Consider the following 14,081-nt stretch of genomic DNA (forward strand, 5'->3'; position numbering starts at 1 on the left):
GGTCGATTATAACGATGCACCGCGCTTGCGGCGGGTCTTTTATCCGGCGTCCAATTGAGGATCAACGGCAATCAGCCCCCAGTCGGAGCAGTAACGCCGAACGACCCGGCTTGAGATACGGTTCGATCTCGCCGATCTTGCACGACGCCAGGTCCTGCAGCTCAGGCGGCAGCGGCTCCTGAACGAATAGTCGCGCGTCCGATTGTTTCACCTCGTTCACCTCTGCAACCGTGAGTGCTTCCACGGGCCGGCCCATGTAATAGACCAGGCGAATGTCCGGCTCACCAACACTGTAGGCTTTCTGATCCGGTTGCCTGGCCGCCAGAGTGGCTACCTGTTCAAGCCCGCCGAACCGATGCGCCAGCACCTGCCCTTCAATGAACACATAAAACACCAGAAACCCGGCCAGCGTGATGTAAGGCACCGTGGCCAGGCCCACCCGCCAACGCCCTTTCGCGCCTTCAAGCAACCCGGTCCAGCGCAGCGCCAGCAGCAGCGCGATAGCCGGGTAAACCGGCAACAGGTATTTGCCGTGTTTCTCGGTGAACATGGAAAAAACCAGCAATGGCAGCAGGCAACAGCACAGCAACATGCCCGCTTCACGACGCGAGCGAATCAGCGCCCAGAACGCTCGAGGCCGCACAAATACAATCAACCAGAAAGGAAAGAAATCACCGGCCAGGTACAGCAGATAGGCATACCAGGCCTCGGCACCCTGCCCGTCGATTTTGTTCACGATGTCTTCGCTGATGATCGACGCCCAAATGCCCCACCCCTGACTGAAAGACACCGCCACATACCAGGAGCTGCCCAGCACTACGGCAATGACCCAGCCCCAGCCATCACACAGGTAGGCCTTGGCGCGGGAATCTTTATAGATCAGGGCATAAGCCAGAATCGGTGCCGTTACCCACAACAGGCAAACCGGCCCCTTGGTCAGCAGCGCACACCCCAACAGTACGTAGCTGAGTCGACTCCAGCCGATTCGGCCCTGACTGAAGACATACTGCCAGGCCGCCAACAACGCGCCGAAACACAGCAGGGTCAAAAACATCTCGATTTCAGAGCGGCGGGCAAACAGGCTGAACGCGCCATTGGCGGCCAGGAACACCGCCGCAAGCAAGCCCGCCTGATGTCCGGCAAGACGGGTGCCATACAGGTAAATACCGATGCAGCACATCGTCGCAGCCAGGGCCGATGGCAAGCGCACGCTCCACTCGGACAAACTGCCCAGCATGCCTGTCGACAACAGACCGACCCAATAGAAGAACGGTGGCTTGGACAGGTACAGCTCACCGTTCATGTATGGCAGCAGCCAGCTCCCTGCCTCGCGCATTTCACGGACGGTGACGGCCCGGCGAGCTTCGTTGACGCTGAGGAACGGCACACTGCCAAGGCCCCAGAAAAACAACAACACGATGGCAATAACGACGAGCAAGGTGACATTACGGGTCAAAAATCGACTGTAATCCAACTTCATCAAAGCTTCTCCGCACCAACTCCCAGAGTGCCTTTCGCTTTTGTGAACCGATAGAACAGGTTGGGCTCGCTGACGATATAGAGCTCGCCATCTGCGTCCATGGTCATGCCTTCGGCTTGCGGCACATTTTTCTTGAGGTCGCCCGCCAGGCTTAGCAGGGACATAATGCTGACGAAATTACCCTTTTCGTCCAGTTCGGTCACGTTGTTGGACTCTTCGCTCAACATCAGCAAATGCCCTGTTCGCGGATCGTAAAAGCATTCGGAAAGGTCCCGGCTGAACACACTGCGATCCACCCATGAGGTCAGGTCATCAATGCGAATCTGCAATGACCCACCCAGGGAGGCGAGCATGCCCGTGACCGAATACAGCTGCCGCGGGTCGCGCTCCTTGACCGCCAGGACGCGATCATTGGCCACGTCATAGGTCACGCCCTCGAACCCTTTGTTGTGGTTGCTCAGGTTGACCCCGATGGCGAGAAACCTGGCGTCCTTCACGTGGAGGGGGCCCGGGGTGTCCGGCAAGGTGATGATGTCCAGTTGCTGCTTCACTTCGTCGGCGATCACCACGCGTCCGCCGCCGATGTAAGCGATGCCCTCGGCGTCCTGAAACCCGATCAGCGGATAGTGTTCAAGCACATCACCGTCACGGCTCAACGCCAGAATCTCCATGGGCTCGCCGTTGGTAATACCGAGCATGCGCCCACGATCGAAATCATAGGCAATGCCCGACAAATTGGTCACGCCGGGAAGTGGCTTGGCGTCGATAACCGACCGGTAGTCCGGCAGCCAGATATTTTTGTCCGGGGCCTGATTGCCGTACCACTTGTTGTGCCAGTGCCCATACAACTGCGAGTGCCAGGAAAACCGTAGGCAAACCGCGAAGAGCAGCGCCAACGCAACAACAAGAACGATCACTCCTACCTTCCAGGGTTTGCTCATGCTCTTCCTTAATTCCAAGTAAAGCGATACACGTGGTCCGGTTGTACTGCGTGACATTTGCCGTTATCGGCATCGGCGCCAACGATCGACCACTCTGCACGGGATGTCTCGCCGAGTTCATGTGCGCCTTGGGGGTTGAAACACTGCTCCAGCAACTCGTCCGGCACCAATGCGTAGGCCTGAGGGTGTTCACGCAGCCACTGCGCGGCCTGCTCGACGGTGGAGCTGGCCATCCCGAAATGCACGATCGGCTGGCGGGCGTACAACCAGTGACCTTCGCGCCACTGGACCATTACCAGGTCAGCCCCGTGCGTCATGGTCGCCGCCTGCGCCATGATTTCTTTATGAGGGTTGGCGCCGTCCTTCATCGGTTCGATAAACCCACGGGCGAACCACAGCACGAACCAGCTCACCACCACCGCCTGAAAAATCCGCCGTCCGCGCGGGCGCTTGGCGAACCAGCGCTTGAGCAACCAGGGAATCAGCGGCGCCGAGACCAGCACCAACCCAGGCAGTGCCGGGTAGATGTACAACTTGCGTTTGCCACTGGCCAGACAGAAAAACAGCACGACCAGCGCTACCCAGCCAAGCAGCACCAGCACTCGACCGTCACGCTTGGCAAGCTGCCTGCGCCAGGCGGGTACCAGCCACGGCAGGACCAGGAACAGCGGCAACCAGTATTGGGGAATTACGTTGACGAAGAAGTACCAGAACGGCTCTCGATGATCCCACGCAGCGGCATAGCGCCCCGCAGTCTGGCGCAACAGGATCTCGCGCGCATACGCCACCTCGTCAGCCGAGCCATTGAGCACGATGGACAAGGCCAAGGGCAGCAACCAGATGGCGATTGCGCCCAAAAAGACCAAAAAGCCCAGAGACCACTTGCGCGCTTCGCCGGGCATGGCCACCACACCCGACCAGCCTTTGCGCACCGCATAGGCATACGGAATCAGCATCAGCGCCGGAACGAAGCCAACCCCTTTGGTAATGACGCCAATGCCCATCGAGGCGCATCCCACGTAAAACCAGCGCCAGGCCGGGCCGACCAGCAAGTGACGCGCCAACCCGTACATGCCCAGGGACGTGAACAGAATCAGGAAGCTGTCGATCTGGCCGGTGCGCAGGATGCTGTAGGTCTGATAGGTGGCCAGGTACAAGAGCGCCGCTGTGCGACCGATGCGCTGATTCCATAACCGGCGGGCCAGGTCGTAGACCATGGCGGTGACCGTCACGGCCGAAAAAAGGCCGGGGATGTACAGGGCGATATCAGGTTTGCCGGTGAGCCAGGTGAAGAACGCCACCGCCCACATGAAAATCGGCGGTTTGTCCCCGTAGATCTCCCCGGCACGGTGAGGAATCAGCCACGAACCGTTATGCAGCATCTCCAGCGCCACACCGAGGAAGCGTTCCTCGTCCACGTTCAGAGGCTGACGCAGCCCCAGTCCCGCACCGATCAACAAGAAAGCAAGCAGCATCAAGCCCAGGCATTCAACCCGGGGGGAAAGGGATCTGCGCATGATTTATTCCTTCGGGTGCCTGCTTTTCGCAATCAATTGCAGGTTGCGGAAATAGACGATGGAACCGAACGCCTGACCGGCGATGAACACCGGGTCTTGTCGGTAAATCGCATAAAAAAGCAGCAAGGTGCTGCCGACGATGCTCAGGTACCAGAAGCTCACCGGGATCACACTGCGTTTCTTGTATTCGCTGTACAGCCACTGCAAGACAAAACGACCGGTAAAAGCGATTTGGCCGGTAAACCCGACCACCAGCCACAACGTTTCTCTTGAGAGATTCATTCCTGAACCTCCTGGGCATCGGTATTGAGCCGGGTGCGCTTGATCAGCCACCAGACGCCGAACAGATCGAGAATGCCTACCAACGCACGATCGAGGTTGCCGTACTTGGACACCCCGGCGGTACGGGCCCGGTGGTTGACCGGATGGACGACCATTCGGCCGTTTTGGCGCTGGATCAGCGCAGGAATGAACCGATGCATATGGTCGAAGTACGGCAGGCGCAAAAACGCCGCACGCTCGATCACTTTCAACCCGCAACCGGTGTCGGGCGTGTCGTCCCTGAGCAGGCGGCGACGCAGGCCGTTGGCAAATCGCGACGCCCAGCGCTTGCTTGCCGTATCACGACGATTGACCCGATGCCCGGCGACCAGTTGCAGGTCGGCGACACCGTGCTGGCTGCGCACCAGCGCCAACATCCCGGGAATGTCCGCCGGATCGTTCTGACCATCACCATCGAGTGTGGCCAGCCATTGCCCACGAGCAGCTTGAGCCGCGTGGTAGAGCGAGGTACTTTGGCCCAGCGAACGGTCATGATGCAGGATACGCAATTCGCTCAAGCCAGCATTTCTGATCTGCCCCAGCTCCTGCAACGTGGTATCGGTGCTGCCATCATCGACGACTATGATTTCATAACGTTCACCGGCCAAGGCAACACGAATTTCCTCAATCAAAGGCACCAGGTTGTTTGCTTCATTCTTTGCTGGAATCAGCACGGATACAAAAATGTCATGGCTCATACAGGCCCTCTTTTTCCTTGGTTTTTTTATCAAGGGCGAACGAATTACACCTGATAAAAGTGGCGATACCACTTCACGAATTCTTTGACGCCGGTTTCAACGGCGACCTGTGGACTGTAGTCGACCCAGTTGGACAAGGCCGAAACATCGGCCCATGTCTTGACCATGTCACCTGCCTGCATTGGCAGGAAATTGCGTTCGGCTTTCACCCCCAGTGCGGACTCCAGACAATCGATGAAGTCCAGCAGCGCGACCGGCTCACCGCGACCGATGTTGAAAATCCGGTTAGCGCCCTCAGCGGACCCTTGCGCCAGCGGCGGTCGGGTACGCAAACGGGCGATGCTTTCTACGATGTCATCGATGTAGGTGAAGTCACGCGACATCAGACCCTGGTTGTAGATGTCTATCGGCCTGCCCTTGAGGATCGCTTCGGTAAACTTGAACAGCGCCATGTCGGGACGCCCCCAAGGACCATAAACAGTAAAAAACCGCAGGCCGCTGGCTTTCATCCCATAGAGATGGCAGTAGCTGTGCGCCATCAACTCATTGGCGCGTTTGCTGGCGGCGTACAGGGAAATCGGATGGTCGGCGGCATCTTCAACGCAGAACGGCATTTTGCCATTGGTGCCATACACCGAGCTACTGGATGCATAAATCAAATGCTCGGGCCGATGATGCCGACAGGCTTCCAGCACATTCAGAAAACCGGTCAGGTTCGATTGCGCGTACACATCCGGGTTGTCCAGCGAGTAGCGAACGCCTGCCTGGGCTGCCAGATGAATGACATGGCTGAATGAACGCTCCTCGAACAGCGCCATCAAGGCGGGCTTGTCGACGATATCCAGTCTCTGGAAGTGGAAGCCCGGCAATGCCTCCAGCTCCTTGAGCCGAGCCTGTTTGAGTTCGACGCTGTAGTAATCGTTGAGATTATCGATACCGACGACTTCAAGACCTTCCCGGCACAAACGCTGAACCGTGTGATACCCAATAAAACCAGCGGCGCCGGTGACCAGAATGGTCATAGCGAGGCCCCGCCGATAAGCGCATTATCGGGGGACAATGACAACGTCAATTTCATGCCTTGCTCCAGAGTGCAGTCACAGACCCGTGGCATCGTCGATATGCCGGGGCCCGCGTCCTTGTGCGGTTAGGCCCGCGACCCCGCATACGGTGCCCGCAGAATTGTAAAAAAAACGTTAACGAATTATGTAGATTTCATGGCTTTAGGCAAGCAGAAGCAACAAATTTGGTTGCCATCGGCGCCCGCCGATCTAAAGTGCTCGCCAGCGGATTAAACAATATGAATCGGGTAAGGATGCAGCATCATGAGTATCGAGCAAGAGACGACGTTTGACGAGCCTCGGCTCAACAGCACGGAAATCCGGATTCTGGGGTCACTGATCGAAAAACAGGCCACCAGCCCGGAAACCTACCCACTGACCCTCAATGCTCTGGTGATCGCCTGCAACCAGAAAACCAGCCGCGAACCAGTAATGAACCTCACTCAGGGCCAGGTCGGCCAAAGCCTGCGCGCGCTCGAAGGCCGAGGCTTCACCAAATTGGTCATGGGCAGTCGCGCCGACCGCTGGGAGCATAAGGTCGACAAGGCGCTGGAACTGGTGCCGGCGCAGGTGATCCTGACGGGGCTGCTGTTCCTGCGTGGCCCGCAGACGGTCAATGAGCTACTGACCCGCAGCGGGCGCATGCATGAATTCGAGGACGCCGAACAGGTCGTGCATCAACTGGAGCGTTTGATTGCTCGTGGCCTGGCCCTGCTGATTCCGCGTCAGGCCGGGCAGCGCGAAGACCGCTATATGCACGCCCTGGGTGATCCGGCGGATATCGAAGCCATCCTCGCCGCGCGGCAAAACCCGTCAGAACGTGGCGCAGGTGGCGTGTCGATTGAGCGAATCGAAGAGCTCGAAGCGCGAATTGCAGCGCTGGAAGAACGCCTGGCCCGCCTCGAATAACCCGATGATAAAGATCCAGGCGTGCGAACGAGCGCGGCATTCGCGGGCAAGTCGGGTCAGCTACGGGCAAACTCCACCGCTTTTTGAAACTGTTCCTCGGTCGGACGTACGCCGGTGTACAGCACAAATTGCTCCAGCGCCTGGATCGCAATCACTTCCAGCCCGGTGATCACCCGCTTGCCTTCGGCACGTGCGCGTACGATCAGCGGTGTTTCCGAGGGGATCGCGACGACATCGAAGACCGTCTCGGCTGCAGCGATGGTTTCAGCATCAAAGGCCAGTTGATCGGCCTCCGGGCCACCGCTCATGCCAATCGGCGTGACATTGATCAGCATTTGCGGGCGCCGGCTACCCAGTTCCGCCTGCCACTCATAGCCCAATGACTGCGCCAGCGCACTCCCGGCGAGTTCGTTACGGGCGACGATCAGGCCATCTTTATAGCCGCCATCGCGCAACGCGCTGGCCACGGCCTTGGCCATCCCGCCGCTGCCGCGCAGGGCAAAAGTCGAGTCCTTGGGCACTGCGTGGGTGTCGAGCAATTGCGCGATGGCGATGTAATCGGTGTTGTAGGCCTTGAGGTGGCCGTCGGTGTTGACGATGGTGTTAATCGATTGAATGGCCGCGGCGGACGCGTCCAGCTCATCAACCAATGCGATACACGCCTCCTTGAACGGCATCGACACTCCGCAACCGCGAATCCCCAATGCCCGTATACCGCCGACCGCACCCGGCAAATCCTGACTGCTGAAGGCCTTGTAATAAAAATTCAGGCCCAATTGTTCATACAGATGATTGTGAAACCGGAGGCCGAAATTACCGGGGCGCCCGGAAAGCGACATGCATAACCGGGTGTCTCTGTTGGGGTTCATCTGCATGAAACTTCTCCTTCAATAGCACTTTCAGATGGACGGGATTAGCCATTCCATCCGCTGTATTCGATCATAACGGCGGGTCCGCACAAGGTAGCGCCGGACAGTCAGCAAACCGGTACAGACCTTACACAAAATTTACCAATCGGCTGTGCTGATTTTGAAAAAAACGCTGTCTTAGATGTATCCCCGCGACAATCCTTGGGTCTATTGCAGACCCAAGCGCCGGGTCGAAGAACCGAGGAATTATCATGATCCGTAAAATCCCCACAGTAGCTTTGCTGATTGGCGCACTCGCTATCGCAGGGCAAGCGCAAGCCCATGGCGGCGGTGGCGGTTGGCAAGGTCCAGCGGTATTTGGCGCGATCGTTGGCTCGGCCATCGTCGGTTCGGCCATCATCAACAGCAACCGGCCTGTTTATGTGGAACAACCGGTTTACGCGCAGCCGCAACCTGTCTACGTGCAACCGGCGCCACCGGTTTACTACCAGCCGGCACCGGTCTACGTGCAGCAACCGGTCTACTACGGACCTCCGCCGGTTTACTACGGACCGCCACGTGGCTATTACGGCCCACCACGCGGTTACTACGGTCCTCCTCACGGTTATGGCCGCTGGTAACAGGCTCATCAGCGTAATGGTGTTCACTTAAGATAGTTTTGAGGTTGGGGGCATATCCGTTTCTTGGGTAACGGCGGCTATTGGTTCCGCCCTGACGGCGGGTTACTTGGAAAAGCGCCAAGTAACCAAGCGCTTGCGCCCCTGACGTACGGTGCCTCGCTGTGGCTCGGCATTCCCTCACTCCGGTCCTGCTCCGTGGGCCCGCCGCCATCGGCCATCCATGGCCGGGGGCGGCTAACCCGGCATCCATGCCGGGTTGCCCACTACGCAGAACCTGCGTTCGGCCTCCCGACGGGGCAGATCAAGATCAAGATCAAGATCAAGATCAAGATCAAGATCAAGATCAAGATCAAGATCAAGATCAAGATCAAGATCAAAAGCGCAAGGCGAGCTAACGCTCGACCTGATGAGTGGTGAGAAGCAACAGCGGTGCGCTGATCTGCTTTTTGTGGGAGTGAGCCTGCTCGCGATGCTGTTGCTGTTGATCGTTCCCACGCTCCGCGTGGGAATGCATCCCGTGACGCTCCGCGTCACCCTGGCGCAAGACTCAAGCCTGGTGGCGACAGCGGAACGCAGAGCGTCCCCGGCGGCATTCCCACGCGGAGCGTGGGAACGATCAGCATCAGGACGCGCAAGCGTTGAAGAATCAGGTCGGCCCGCAGGCCGCCTCGCTTTTGCTTTGGCGGTGCACGCCCCCTCGTGAGGCCGAGCGCAGGTTCTGCGCAGTGGGCACCGCGGCAAGGATGCCGCGGTAGCCGCCCCCGGCCATGGATGGCCGATGGCGGCGGGCCCACGGAGCAGGACCGGAGCGAGGGCATGCCGAGCCTTAGCGAGGCACCGAACGTCAGGGGCAAAGCGCTTTGGTTACTTTCGCGCTTTTCGAAAGTGACCCGCCGTCAGGGCGGAACCAATAGTCGCCGTGACCGCAGAAACGGATATGTCCCCAACCCCAACCCCAACCCCGACCCCGACCCCAACCCCGACCCCAACCCCAACCCCAACCCCAAAAACTCCTCAAATGAACAACATCACTCCTAATCAGCAGGGCTTTTTTGTGACCGTTCGTCGACAAACGTCTGGAAAAATCGCGTCAAGGTCGCTGTCGGGACAGCGCTGGCGGTTCATGTTGGCAAGATTGACTCGAACGCCCTTCCCCCTCGCCGGGGAAAACAGTCATATTTATGTCATGTCCGGTCCGCAAGCTTGGACATATGCGTAAACAACAGGTTGATAAAAACAAGGACGACCTCATGCCAACGCAAAACCCGCACCGCATCGTCGGCTTGTGCACATCCAGCAAGGTGTACAACGCACTGACCGAACTCAAGCACCTGGAAGGCCATCGCAGCGCCAAATTTCTCTCGCTGCTGGCCGAAAACCTGGTGCGAAAAGGCCTGCTCAACGAGCAGGAAGTGGTTCACATGCTCGATCTGGTGGTCGACTGAGCCCAAGACTCATCCGCGTCAATGTCGACTATCGAGAGTGTTGATTGTCCGTTCAAACGCCAGATCCGTAAGGTAGCCCCATCGATTGATGGAGGTACTTATGTCCCAGATTCAGATCATGTCCGTTATCGGCAGCGCCGTTCCCGCACCGCTCAGAGAGTTGGGATTGCTCGCCTGCTGGTATCTCGTACAGGACGGCGAGCCGATTAGCGGCCCGCTCACTTCGCTGCCGGCCGCCCAGGCATTGTCCCAACGTATCGGCATAGGCCAGTTCAGTGCCTAAGGCAGCTGCACTCGCGGCTTTGTTTCGATGAAGATTCCCCAGCTCGACATGAACAGCGCCGCGATCAAGGGCCCGATCACAAAACCGTTCAGGCCGAAAATCGCCAGGCCACCCAGGGTTGAGATGAGGATCAGGTAGTCCGGCATCTTTGTGTCCTTGCCCACCAGGATCGGTCGCAGCACGTTATCCACAAGTCCGATCACAAACACCCCGAACAACCCCAGCACCACCCCCTGCCAGACGGCTCCGGTGAACAGGAAAAATGCCGCCACCGGCGCCCAGATAATCCCCGCCCCCACCGCTGGCAACAGCGACAGAAACGCCATCAATACCGCCCAGAGCAACGCGCTCGGGATGTCCAGAAACCAGAAAATCAGACCGCCCAACGCGCCCTGCGTGATCGCTACCAGTAGATTGCCCTTCACCGTCGCGCGCACCACGCGGTTGAACTTGAGCTGCAAACGGCGTTTCTGGTGCTCTTCCAGGGGCACCGCGGAACGAACTTTCCGAGCCAGTTCAGCGCCATCCCGCAGAAAAAAGAACAGCAGGTACAGCATGATGAAAAAACTCACCACAAAATCGAACGTGCCCTGACCGAAGCTGAAGACCTGGGTGGCGACAAACTCATTGCCCGTCACCGCACTTTTGATGATTTTCTCCCGCAACCCGTTCAGCTCGCCGACCCCGGCTCGATCGAGCAAATGCTGGAAGTACGGCGGCAGGCTGTGTTTGAAGTGCGTCACATAGCCCGCGATGTCCAGCTCGCCGCTTTCGATATTCTTGTAAAGCATGGCCCCTTCCTGGACTAGCAGGATACTGAGGATGATCACCGGCAGAATCGCAATCACCAGGCAGATACTCAGGGTAATCAACGACGTCACGTTGCGCTGCCAGCCGAACCTCAGTTGCATCCGACGCTGCAAGGGCGCGAACAGGATCGCGAGGATCACCGCCCAGAACACAGCGCCGTAGAACGGCAGCAAAATCCAGATAAACGCAATGGTGACCAGCCCTAGCAGGATCACCAGCGATTTGTTTTGTACCGTCTCTAGATTCATGTCCGATCCATATCAGTGCGCAGGGGGGGCGCATGCTCTTGTGCTGAAGAGCGGTGCTGATGCTTAGTCAGCCACGGTTCGCGCGAGTGCCATCCGTTTGTTCATCAAGCATAGATCCAGATCAATAAAGCTCGCGGACCAGTGAATTACCCTTGCCGGCTTTTGCGGTCGACACAGCCATGACTCTGCTCGCTCCCGAATTGCTGGCCCCGGCCGGCACCTTGAAAAACATGCGTTACGCCTTTGCCTACGGTGCCGATGCGGTCTATGCCGGCCAGCCGCGCTACAGCCTGCGGGTGCGCAACAATGAATTCGATCACGCCAACCTGGCCCTCGGCATCACCGAAGCCCAGGCTCAGGGCAAACGCTTTTACGTGGTGGTGAACATCGCGCCGCACAACGCCAAGCTCAAGACCTTCCTCAAGGACCTGGCCCCGATCATTGCCATGGCGCCCGATGCGCTGATCATGTCCGACCCCGGCCTGATCATGCTGGTACGCCGACATTACCCGCAGATGCCGATCCACCTGTCGGTGCAGGCCAACACGGTGAACTGGGCCAGTGTCGAATTCTGGCAGCAACAGGGCTTGAGCCGGATCATCCTGTCGCGGGAATTGTCGCTTGAAGAGATCGCCGAGATCCGCCAGCACGTCCCGGCGATGGAGCTCGAGGTTTTCGTCCACGGCGCGTTGTGCATGGCCTACTCCGGGCGCTGCCTGTTGTCGGGCTACATGAACAAGCGCGACGCGAACCAGGGCAGTTGTACCAACGCCTGCCGCTGGAAATACACGGCGACTCAGGCCACTGAAAATCATCTCGGTGAAATCGTCCAGACCTTCCAGCCCGAGCCGACCCTGGGTATTGGTGCGCCGACGGATCAGGTGTTCCTGTTGCAGGAAGCCAATCGCCCGGACGAACTGATGCCGGCCTTCGAAGACGAACACGGCACCTACATCATGAACGCCAAAGACCTGCGCGCGGTGCAGCATGTCGAACGCCTGACGCAGATGGGCGTGCATTCGCTGAAGATCGAAGGCCGGACCAAATCGCATTTCTATTGCGCACGTACCACCCAGGTTTACCGCCGGGCAATCGACGATGCGGTGGCCGGTCGCGCCTTCGATCGCGGCTTGATGACGGACCTGGAGTCCCTGGCCCAACGCGGCTACACCGAAGGTTTCCTGCGTCGGCACGTGCATGACGAATACCAGAACTATCAGCACGGCAGCTCGGTTTCAGAGCGCCAGCAGTTTGTGGGCGAGCTGACAGGCGAGCGGCGAGACCGGATGGCGCAAGTCACAGTGAAGAACCGGTTTGGCCTGGGCGATCACATGGAACTGATGACGCCCCAAGGCAATTTCCACTTCGATCTGCACCAGTTGCAGAACGCCAAAGGCGAGCCTATCGACGTGGCGCCCGGTGATGGACACACGGTGTATGTGCCGATACCGGATGCGGTCGATCTGCGGTTCGGGTTGTTGATGCGCGATGTCGGGGCGATGTAGTCAACAGCAGCGCCGCCCGCTAAAGAATCACTTCGCGATGCCGACCACTTCAGCTCACATGTATGTGGCGCGTATCGCCTGGAATGCCTATGAGGGTTGCTGACCTTGTGCCTCGATCGTCAGTACACCGACCGTGGATTGCCAGTGTCGTATGCCGTCGATACCGACAAGCTGACATTCATCGGCGACTGGCGAGTGATGGCTGTCGGTTCGTCGTTGGGCTATCAACTCACCCAACAACGGCGCAGCTCGCTCGAAGGCAATTCGGTTGAAACGCAAACCCTTGAATGTGTAGTTGAACGTCAGATAGATGCTTCGCAGGTCAACTCGTCTTTGCAGGGCGGCGCCAAGGAGTTGAGTTGCAGGCTGCACGGGGGCGAACTTAAGGCCGCTGCCACGATGTATTACCTTCAGGATTATGGGTATTTCTTCATGACGCGCTATCACTCTGGATGGATCGCTGATGTGCGAACGACCCTGGTTAGTGTCGAGTGATTGGCTCGGCGTAAAAACCGGGGGCATTGGCTGTGATGTTGTTTTGGGGGTGGGGGTGGGGTTGGGGTTGGGGTTGGGGTTGGGTACATATCCGTTTTTGGGGTAACGGCGGCTATTGGTTCCGCCCTGACGGCGGGTTACTTGGAAAAGCCTGCGCGGCCCGACGCCAAGTAACCAAGCGCTTGCGCCCCTGACGTACGGTGCCTCGCCTAGGCTCGGCATTCCCTCATTCCGGTCCTGCTCCGTGGGCCCGCCGCCATCGGCCATCCATGGCCGGGGGCGGCTAACCCGGCATCCATGCCGGGTTGCCCACTGCGCAGAACCTGCGTTCGGCCTTCCGATGGGGCAGATCAAGATCAAGATCAAGATCAAAAGCTAAAGGCGAGCTAACGCTCGACCTGATGAGTGGTGAGGAGCAACGGCTGTGCGCCGGTCTGCTCTGCTTTATGTGGGAGTGAGCCTGCTCGCGATGCTGTTGCTATTGCTGTGTTGATCGTTCCCATGCTCCGCGTGGGAATGCCGCCGGGGACGCTCTGCGTTCCGCTGTCGACACCAGGCTTGAGTCTTGCGCAAGGTGACGCGGAGCGTCACGGGATGCATTCCCACGCAGAGCGTGGGAACGATCAGGGTCAGGATCACGACGCGCAAGCGTTGAAGAACCAGGTCGGCCCGCAGGCCGCCTCGCTTTGCTTTGGCACTGCACGCCCCCTCGTGAGGCCGAGCGCAGGTTCTGCGCAGTGGGCAACCCGGCATGGATGCCGGGTTAGCCGCCCCCGGCCATGGATGGCCGATGGCGGCGGGCCCACGGAGCAGGACCGGAGCGAGGGCATGCCGAGCCTTAGCGAGGCACCGAACGTCAGGGGCAAAAGCGCTTGGTTA

General features: G+C 58.8%; 15 protein-coding genes. 7 read left to right on the top strand and 8 right to left on the bottom strand.

The genetic code is table 11. The features are described from left to right. Window positions 1–61: 61 nt before the first annotated feature. The 6 genes from K5K95_RS31615 to K5K95_RS31640 are packed head-to-tail and all read right to left on the bottom strand — an operon-like array spanning window position 62 to window position 5,979. Complete coding sequence (locus K5K95_RS31615; protein WP_222587698.1) at window positions 62–1,480, bottom strand: ArnT family glycosyltransferase; 1,419 nt, start codon at window positions 1,478–1,480, stop codon at window positions 62–64. Next, window positions 1,480–2,421, bottom strand: coding sequence for an SdiA-regulated domain-containing protein (locus tag K5K95_RS31620; protein WP_222587699.1), 942 nt, complete (start codon window positions 2,419–2,421; stop codon window positions 1,480–1,482). Before K5K95_RS31620 ends, K5K95_RS31615 begins: the two co-directional genes overlap by 1 nt. A gap of 8 nt (window positions 2,422–2,429) precedes the next feature. Then, window positions 2,430–3,938 carry an ArnT family glycosyltransferase gene (locus tag K5K95_RS31625; RefSeq protein ID WP_222587700.1) on the bottom strand — a complete coding sequence of 503 codons (1,509 nt, stop codon included), beginning with the start codon at window positions 3,936–3,938 and terminating at the stop codon, window positions 2,430–2,432. Window positions 3,939–3,941: 3 nt separating this feature from the next. After that, window positions 3,942–4,220 carry a lipid-A-disaccharide synthase N-terminal domain-containing protein gene (locus tag K5K95_RS31630; RefSeq protein WP_222587701.1) on the bottom strand — a complete coding sequence of 93 codons (279 nt, stop codon included), beginning with the start codon at window positions 4,218–4,220 and terminating at the stop codon, window positions 3,942–3,944. Continuing rightward, a complete protein-coding gene (locus K5K95_RS31635) occupies window positions 4,217–4,957 on the bottom strand; it encodes a glycosyltransferase (protein WP_222587702.1) in 741 nt (246 codons plus the stop codon). Before K5K95_RS31635 ends, K5K95_RS31630 begins: the two co-directional genes overlap by 4 nt. 44 nt (window positions 4,958–5,001) lie before the next feature. After that, window positions 5,002–5,979 (bottom strand): NAD-dependent epimerase, encoded by a 978-nt coding sequence (locus K5K95_RS31640; protein WP_222587703.1) that lies wholly within the window; start codon window positions 5,977–5,979, stop codon window positions 5,002–5,004. A gap of 303 nt (window positions 5,980–6,282) precedes the next feature. On the opposite strand from K5K95_RS31640, the gene K5K95_RS31645 reads away from it, so the two are divergent. Continuing rightward, on the top strand, window positions 6,283–6,927 hold the full coding sequence (locus K5K95_RS31645) for a YceH family protein (RefSeq protein ID WP_222587704.1): 645 nt from the start codon (window positions 6,283–6,285) through the stop codon (window positions 6,925–6,927). A gap of 56 nt (window positions 6,928–6,983) precedes the next feature. Here the strand turns inward: K5K95_RS31645 and K5K95_RS31650 are convergent, their stop codons facing one another. Continuing rightward, window positions 6,984–7,802, bottom strand: coding sequence for a shikimate 5-dehydrogenase (locus K5K95_RS31650; RefSeq protein ID WP_222587705.1), 819 nt, complete (start codon window positions 7,800–7,802; stop codon window positions 6,984–6,986). Window positions 7,803–8,047: 245 nt separating this feature from the next. Between K5K95_RS31650 and K5K95_RS31655 the strand changes: the two genes are divergently transcribed. From K5K95_RS31655 to K5K95_RS31670, 4 genes are all read left to right on the top strand, one after another. After that, window positions 8,048–8,416 (top strand): hypothetical protein, encoded by a 369-nt coding sequence (locus K5K95_RS31655; RefSeq protein WP_222587706.1) that lies wholly within the window; start codon window positions 8,048–8,050, stop codon window positions 8,414–8,416. 195 nt (window positions 8,417–8,611) lie between these two features. Then, the gene (locus tag K5K95_RS31660; RefSeq protein ID WP_222587707.1) at window positions 8,612–8,833 is read left to right on the top strand and encodes a hypothetical protein; all 222 of its coding nucleotides are present in this window, start codon (window positions 8,612–8,614) and stop codon (window positions 8,831–8,833) included. Between the two features lie 833 nt (window positions 8,834–9,666). Continuing rightward, window positions 9,667–9,861, top strand: coding sequence for a hypothetical protein (locus K5K95_RS31665; RefSeq protein WP_003179723.1), 195 nt, complete (start codon window positions 9,667–9,669; stop codon window positions 9,859–9,861). Window positions 9,862–9,961: 100 nt separating this feature from the next. Next, window positions 9,962–10,144 carry a hypothetical protein gene (locus tag K5K95_RS31670; protein WP_222587708.1) on the top strand — a complete coding sequence of 61 codons (183 nt, stop codon included), beginning with the start codon at window positions 9,962–9,964 and terminating at the stop codon, window positions 10,142–10,144. Here K5K95_RS31670 and K5K95_RS31675 read toward each other — a convergent pair. After that, window positions 10,141–11,202: an AI-2E family transporter gene (locus tag K5K95_RS31675; RefSeq protein WP_222587709.1), complete on the bottom strand. Its 1,062-nt coding sequence runs from the start codon at window positions 11,200–11,202 to the stop codon at window positions 10,141–10,143. The genes K5K95_RS31670 and K5K95_RS31675 overlap by 4 nt on opposite strands. A 179-nt stretch (window positions 11,203–11,381) precedes the next feature. Between K5K95_RS31675 and yegQ the strand changes: the two genes are divergently transcribed. Both yegQ and K5K95_RS31685 read left to right on the top strand, forming a co-directional pair. Then, entirely contained in the window at window positions 11,382–12,707 is a 1,326-nt protein-coding gene (yegQ, locus tag K5K95_RS31680) for a tRNA 5-hydroxyuridine modification protein YegQ (protein WP_222587710.1), read from the top strand. A gap of 144 nt (window positions 12,708–12,851) precedes the next feature. Beyond that, window positions 12,852–13,202: a hypothetical protein gene (locus K5K95_RS31685; protein ID WP_222587711.1), complete on the top strand. Its 351-nt coding sequence runs from the start codon at window positions 12,852–12,854 to the stop codon at window positions 13,200–13,202. Window positions 13,203–14,081: the final 879 nt, after the last annotated feature.

It is taken from the genome of Pseudomonas sp. DR48 (assembly GCF_019823085.1).
GTDB lineage: Bacteria > Pseudomonadota > Gammaproteobacteria > Pseudomonadales > Pseudomonadaceae > Aquipseudomonas.

Bases quoted from the DNA above. Each gene is read 5' to 3' on its own strand.
- K5K95_RS31625 (WP_222587700.1), bottom strand. From the start codon at position 3,938: ATGCGCAGATCCCTTTCCCCCCGGGTTGAATGCCTGGGCTTGATGCTG.
- K5K95_RS31640 (WP_222587703.1), bottom strand. From the start codon at position 5,979: ATGACCATTCTGGTCACCGGCGCCGCTGGTTTTATTGGGTATCACACG.
- yegQ (WP_222587710.1), top strand. From the start codon at position 11,382: ATGACTCTGCTCGCTCCCGAATTGCTGGCCCCGGCCGGCACCTTGAAA.
- K5K95_RS31670 (WP_222587708.1), top strand. From the start codon at position 9,962: ATGTCCCAGATTCAGATCATGTCCGTTATCGGCAGCGCCGTTCCCGCA.
- K5K95_RS31615 (WP_222587698.1), bottom strand. From the start codon at position 1,480: ATGAAGTTGGATTACAGTCGATTTTTGACCCGTAATGTCACCTTGCTC.
- K5K95_RS31650 (WP_222587705.1), bottom strand. From the start codon at position 7,802: ATGCAGATGAACCCCAACAGAGACACCCGGTTATGCATGTCGCTTTCC.
- K5K95_RS31655 (WP_222587706.1), top strand. From the start codon at position 8,048: ATGATCCGTAAAATCCCCACAGTAGCTTTGCTGATTGGCGCACTCGCT.
- K5K95_RS31665 (WP_003179723.1), top strand. From the start codon at position 9,667: ATGCCAACGCAAAACCCGCACCGCATCGTCGGCTTGTGCACATCCAGC.
- K5K95_RS31635 (WP_222587702.1), bottom strand. From the start codon at position 4,957: ATGAGCCATGACATTTTTGTATCCGTGCTGATTCCAGCAAAGAATGAA.
- K5K95_RS31675 (WP_222587709.1), bottom strand. From the start codon at position 11,202: ATGAATCTAGAGACGGTACAAAACAAATCGCTGGTGATCCTGCTAGGG.
- K5K95_RS31620 (WP_222587699.1), bottom strand. From the start codon at position 2,421: ATGAGCAAACCCTGGAAGGTAGGAGTGATCGTTCTTGTTGTTGCGTTG.
- K5K95_RS31630 (WP_222587701.1), bottom strand. From the start codon at position 4,220: ATGAATCTCTCAAGAGAAACGTTGTGGCTGGTGGTCGGGTTTACCGGC.
- K5K95_RS31645 (WP_222587704.1), top strand. From the start codon at position 6,283: ATGAGTATCGAGCAAGAGACGACGTTTGACGAGCCTCGGCTCAACAGC.